Consider the following 5,519-nt stretch of genomic DNA (forward strand, 5'->3'; position numbering starts at 1 on the left):
GAAGGCGGTCATCTCCTCGGCGCCCCGGGTCCAGAGCCGCTCGCAGGCCGGAGTCATGCGCCCGATCCGACCGGCCGAGGCGAATGCGGCTTGGTCCAGGTAGCCGCTGACATCCAGTTCCCAGGTGTGCGCGGCCAGACCGCCGCCTGCGTTGAGCAGGTCGAAGCGCTCGTCGATGAAGTCGAAGACGATGTGCGTCGGCCTGTGCGCGACAAGCGCCGCCAGGGCGGTCTTGCGAAGGTCGGCGACCAGGGCCGCGTGCGGCTGGGGCGGCAATCCGGCCGGCGGGGTGTCGGCGATCATCACGCCAGCCGGCGGCGAGGCGAACATCGTCGCCAGGCTCGTGCGGGAAATATAGAGCAGGTCTCGCGGCGTCTCGCCCAGGATCGGCCACAAGTCGCGCGTTATGCAGCTGCCGATGATCGCGATCCTGGACAAGGCGCCTCCCCGGGCCCCCAATTTCGCCCGCTCACGGCTTCCTAGCACACGCGCCAGGAGAGTGGCGTGTCGGGTTGCGCCATTGACATCGGGCGGAGCCCCAAGCATGTCTCGCGCGTTTTCGGCGCAGTACGCCTTGGACTTGGTTCATAAGAATCACCGATGGTCGCGGCGTCCAACCGCGACCATCCACGGAACAGCCCGGCGCGCATGAACATCCTCGACCTGCTGGCTGGCAAGCCCGACAATCCGCTGACGCGCTCCATCAAGGAGGCGAAGACGCCCCTGTGGTTCGCGTTCGGATTCAGCGCGGTCTCCAACCTGCTTTACCTGGCCCTGCCGCTCTACACGTTCCAAATCTATGGACGCGTGATGTCGAGCTACAGCGTGCCGACCCTGCTGGTCATCACCTTCGCCGTCCTGGGCGCCTTCATCGTCTCGGGACTGATCGACGATTACCGCGCCAAGGTGCTGATCAATTTCGGCGTGGTCATGGACCAACGCGTTAGCGGCAAAGTGTTTTCGGCTCTGTTCGACGGGGTCCTACGGGGCAATCCCGCCATGCGTTCGCAGGCCCTGCGCGACCTCGACTCCTTCCGCCAGATGCTGACCGGTCCGTCGTTCGGCAGTCTGTTCGACCTTCCCTGGCTGCCCGTCTTCATCATCGTGCTGTTCGTCATCGACCCGCTGATCGGGGTCGTGACTCTGTTGGGCGCGGTGGTCCTGATCGGCATCACCATCCTGCAGGATCGGGCCACCCGACCGGCGCTGCGCGACGCCAACGAGGCGGCTCTGCGCAGCTACGCGTTCACCGACGCGGCGTTGCGCAACGGCGAGGTCGTCCGGGCCATGGGGATGGTCGAGCCGCTGGGCCAGCGGTGGGCCGGTTTCCGCTCCGTGACCATGGAGCGGAGCGCCGCCGCCAGCGAGGCCGCCAGCGGCCTTTCGAACGTCAGCAAGTTCGCGCGGCAGGCGATCCAGGTGCTGATCATCGCCATCGGCGCCTTTCTGGTCGTCAAGGGCGAGATTCATTCCGGCCTGCTGTTCGCCAACATGATTCTGGCCGCCCGCGCCCTGCAGCCGATCGACCGGCTGGTGGGGTCGTGGGACGGCCTCAACAACGGCTATCGCGCGCTGCTGCGGCTCATGACCCTGTTCAAGGACTGGAAGCCCCAGGCGCCGGCCACATCGCTGCCCGCCCCCTTGGGCCAGCTCTCGATCGAGGGTGTCAATTTCGCGCCTCCGGGCGCCAACCGTTTCGTCCTTCAAGGGATCAGCCTCAAGGTCGAGCCCGGCGAGATGCTGGGGATCATCGGCCCGTCGGGCGCCGGCAAGTCGTCGCTGGCCCGGCTGATCGTCGGGATCTGGCAGGCCAACAGCGGCGCGGTGCGTCTTGACGGCGCCGACGTCTACTCGTGGGACCGTGTCGAGTTCGGCAAGAGCGTCGGCTATCTGCCGCAGGACACCGAGCTGTTCGCCGGCACGATCCGCGACAACATCGCGCGTTTCCGGACCGACGTGGAGGACGCGACAGTGATCTGGGCCGCCCAGGTGGCCGGCGTCCACCAGCTCATCCTGCGCCTGCCCAACGGCTATGACACCGAGCTGGGGGAGGCCGGTCACGTGCTGTCGGCCGGTCAGCGCCAGCGGGTGGGCCTGGCCCGCGCGGTGCTGGGCAATCCCCGGCTCCTGGTGCTGGACGAACCCAACGCCGCCCTCGACGCCGAAGGCGAGGAAGCGCTGGTCAACGCCCTGGATGGCCTGAAGGCCGGCGGCGCGACGATCGTGATTGTCTCCCACAAACCCAGCGTGTTCCGCAGCGCCGACAAGATGCTGTTGCTGCGCGACGGTCGGGTGGAGCTGTTCGGCCCCCGGGAGCAAGTCATGGCCCGCGTGGTGCAGCCCGCGGCGGTCCCTAAGATCGAGGCCAGCCGGTGAAGTTCGAACTCGGTCCCGTCAAACCCTATGTGACCCCCGCCTTCAGCGGCAACGATCTCGCGCCGCTGGATCCGAACCTGCAGCGCCGTGTGCAGCAGCCCATCATCATGGGCTCGATCGTGGTGGGCGTGTTCGTGGTGGGCATGGCGATCTGGGCGGCCCTGTCGCCGCTGGACAGCGCCGTGGTCGCGCCCGGCACCGTGCGTGTCGAGGACAATCGCAAGACCGTCCGTCACCTGCAGGGCGGCACCGTCCGCGCGATCCTGGCCCACGAGGGCCAGCGGGTGAAGCTGAACCAGGTCCTCCTGCGCTTCGACGACGTGCAGCCCCGCGCCAGCGTCGACGTGCTGCAGAACCAGTATGACAGCCTGCTGGCCCAGACCGCGCGGCTGCAGGCCGAGGCGACCAACCAGCGGACCGTGGTCTTCCCGCCCGAGCTCCTGGCGCGCTCCGCCGATCCGCGGGTGGCCGGCCTGATCCGCGACCAGCAGTTCCTGTTCTCCACCCGCCTGCAGTTCTTCGAAACCCAGGGCGACGTGCTGGGCCAGAGGCTGCAGCAGGTGGAGACCCAGATCGGCGGCGTTCAGGCCCAGATCGACGCGATCAAGGAGAGCGATCGCCTGACCAAGGAAGAGCTGGCCGGCTACCAGACGCTCTACGAGAAGGGCTATGCGCCCAAGACCCTGATCCTGCGCTATCAGCGCACCCTGGCCGAGCTCGCCGGACGGCGCGGGGCGCTGGTGGCCGACACCACCCGACTGCGCGAGCAGATCGGCGAGACCCGCCTTCAGATCAACACCCAGCGCCAGGAGCGGGTCAGTCAGGCGGCCGAAGGGCTTCGCCAGATGCAGACCGGGCTGTCCGACGTCGGACCGAAACTCGCCGCGGCCCGACAGATGCTGGAGGCCTCCGTCGTGCGTTCGCCCGCGGACGGTTACGTGCTCGACCTGACCCAGTTCACGGTGGGCGGGATCGTGGCTCCGGGAGAGCGTCTGATGAGCGTGGTTCCGGCCGACGCGCCGCTGATCGTGACGGTGCGAATCAAGCCGCAGGACACCGACATCGTGAAGCCCGGCTTGACCGCCCGCGTGCGCCTCAGCGCCTATAACTCACAGCGCGTGCCGCCGGTCCTGGCCACCGTGGTCAACGTTTCGGCCGACCAACTGACCGACGAGCGGAATGGCGAGAGCTATTTCCGCGCGGATGTGCGTATTCCGCCACAAGAGCTGACCAAGCTGCCCAAAGGCGTGAAACTGACCCCCGGCATGCCTGCCGAGGCCATGATCGTAACGGGAAAACGCACGGTCATGTCCTACATGGTCAGTCCGCTGACCGACACGATACGCGACGCATTGCGCGAAGATTAACGAGGGGTGAATCCCTCTAGGACAAACCCCGTTCCTGCGACGGTTTCGCCCCGTTTTACCTGTTGCGCAATTTCAACGGTTCCGATACGTCTTCCTCGGGCTCGTTTAACCTTCGCCACGACCATGTTATGGCGAACGGAAAGGACCGCTGGGACCGCTCCATTTGGGAAAATGGTGGCCAGGCGTTTCAGGGTCCATGTGACACAGACTGGAGAGAAGCATGGCTAACTATTTCTTCGAGACGATTACGGTGGCACAGGCGGCGGCTTACAACGCCGGCGCCGACACCCTCGTCTTCAGCACCGCCGGGGCCACAGGCGCCCAGGTTCAGGTGGTTTACGTGCCGGCGTCGGGCGCTTCGCCCGCGACGGTTAATCTGACTTACGGTGGCCGCACGGTCATCTTCGGCACCGGCATCTACGGCGAAGCCGGCACTGTCTTCGTCGACGCCTCGACGCTCTACATCGGCGATCCCGGCGCCAACGACACCGCCGCGGGCGCCAGCACGGCTGACGGCCTCTACGGCGGCGCTGGCACCGACTCGCTGACCGGCAACGCCGGCAACGACTCGATCCAGGGCAACCAAGGCAACGACAGCCTTGAGGGCAACGACGGCAACGACACCATGTACGGTGGGGCCGACAACGACACCATCGCCACCGGCAACGGCGCGAACTTCGCTCAGGGCAACCTGGGGAACGACTCGCTAAGCGGCGGCACGGCCACGGACACCCTGTACGGTGGCCAAGGTAATGACTCGATCAACGCCGACGACGGCGCGGACTTGATCTTCGGCGATCTCGGCGACGACACCATTTCGACCGGTGCCGCCAACGACACCGTCGACGGCGGGGCCGGCAACGACAGCCTGACCAACCTGAGCGGCAACGACTCGATCACGGGCGGCGAAGGCAACGACAGCATCGTCAACACCGCGGGTAACTCGACCATCTTCGCCGGCGACGGCGACGACACGGTCACGGTCACCGCTGGCAACGCCACTGTGAACGGGAACCTTGGCAACGACGGCATCACCGCCGGCGCTGGCAATGACTCGCTCTACGGCGGTCAAGGCAACGACACGATCGCGACCGGCGACGGCACGAACTGGTCGAACGGCAACATCGGCGATGACCAAATCACCGGCGGCGCCAACGTTGACACCCTGCTGGGCGGTCAAGGCAACGACACCCTGACGGCCGCGGCCGGCGCTGACTATCTCAGCGGCGACCTGGGCAACGACAGCCTGAACGGCGGCGCCGACGCTGACACTCTGATCGGCGCTGACGGTAACGACATCCTCGACGGCGGTCTCGGCAACGACAACGTCGACGGTGGTCTCGGCAACGACGACCTGCGCGGCAACGATGGCAACGACACCCTCACGGCCGGCGACGGCAACGACGTGATGGACGGTGGCATCGGCAACAACTCCGCCGACGGCGGCCTTGGCAACGACTCGTTCACGGGTACGGCCGCGGCCAATGACACGGTCAACGGTGGTGACGGTAACGACACCCTCAGCGGTGGCGCGGCGGCGACGTCGAACTACGCTGGCGGCGCTGGCACCGACAGCCTCACGGGCGGCACGGGCGCTGACACCCTCGGCGGCGGCGACGGCAATGACACGATCGTGGCCGGCGACGGCGCGAACGTGGTCGACGCGGGCGCTGGCGACGACACCGTCTCGGGCGGCGCTGGCAACAGCACCCTCACGGGTGGTGACGGCAGCGATGCGATCACGGACGGCGCCGGTAACTCGGCTCTGACCGGCGG

4 protein-coding genes are annotated in these 5,519 nt (G+C 67.0%); 3 read left to right on the forward strand and 1 reads right to left on the reverse strand.

All coding sequences use genetic code 11. The features are described from left to right. Positions 1–438: DUF6270 domain-containing protein (locus RMO04_RS01285; RefSeq protein ID WP_309642988.1), on the reverse strand; the 438-nt coding region annotated here is incomplete at its 3' end. A 162-nt stretch (positions 439–600) separates the two neighbouring features. On the opposite strand from RMO04_RS01285, the gene RMO04_RS01290 reads away from it, so the two are divergent. From RMO04_RS01290 to RMO04_RS01300, 3 genes are all read left to right on the forward strand, one after another. Continuing rightward, positions 601–2,376 carry a type I secretion system permease/ATPase gene (locus RMO04_RS01290; protein WP_309642989.1) on the forward strand — a complete coding sequence of 592 codons (1,776 nt, stop codon included), beginning with the start codon at positions 601–603 and terminating at the stop codon, positions 2,374–2,376. Then, entirely contained in the window at positions 2,373–3,743 is a 1,371-nt protein-coding gene (locus RMO04_RS01295) for an HlyD family type I secretion periplasmic adaptor subunit (RefSeq protein ID WP_309642990.1), read from the forward strand. The genes RMO04_RS01290 and RMO04_RS01295 overlap by 4 nt, the downstream gene beginning before the upstream one ends. Positions 3,744–3,963: 220 nt before the next feature. Then, the coding region (locus RMO04_RS01300) for a calcium-binding protein (RefSeq protein ID WP_309642991.1) at positions 3,964–5,519 on the forward strand (1,556 nt) is incomplete at its 3' end.

Source organism: Phenylobacterium sp., from assembly GCF_031412415.1.
Classification (GTDB): Bacteria; Pseudomonadota; Alphaproteobacteria; order Caulobacterales; family Caulobacteraceae; genus Phenylobacterium.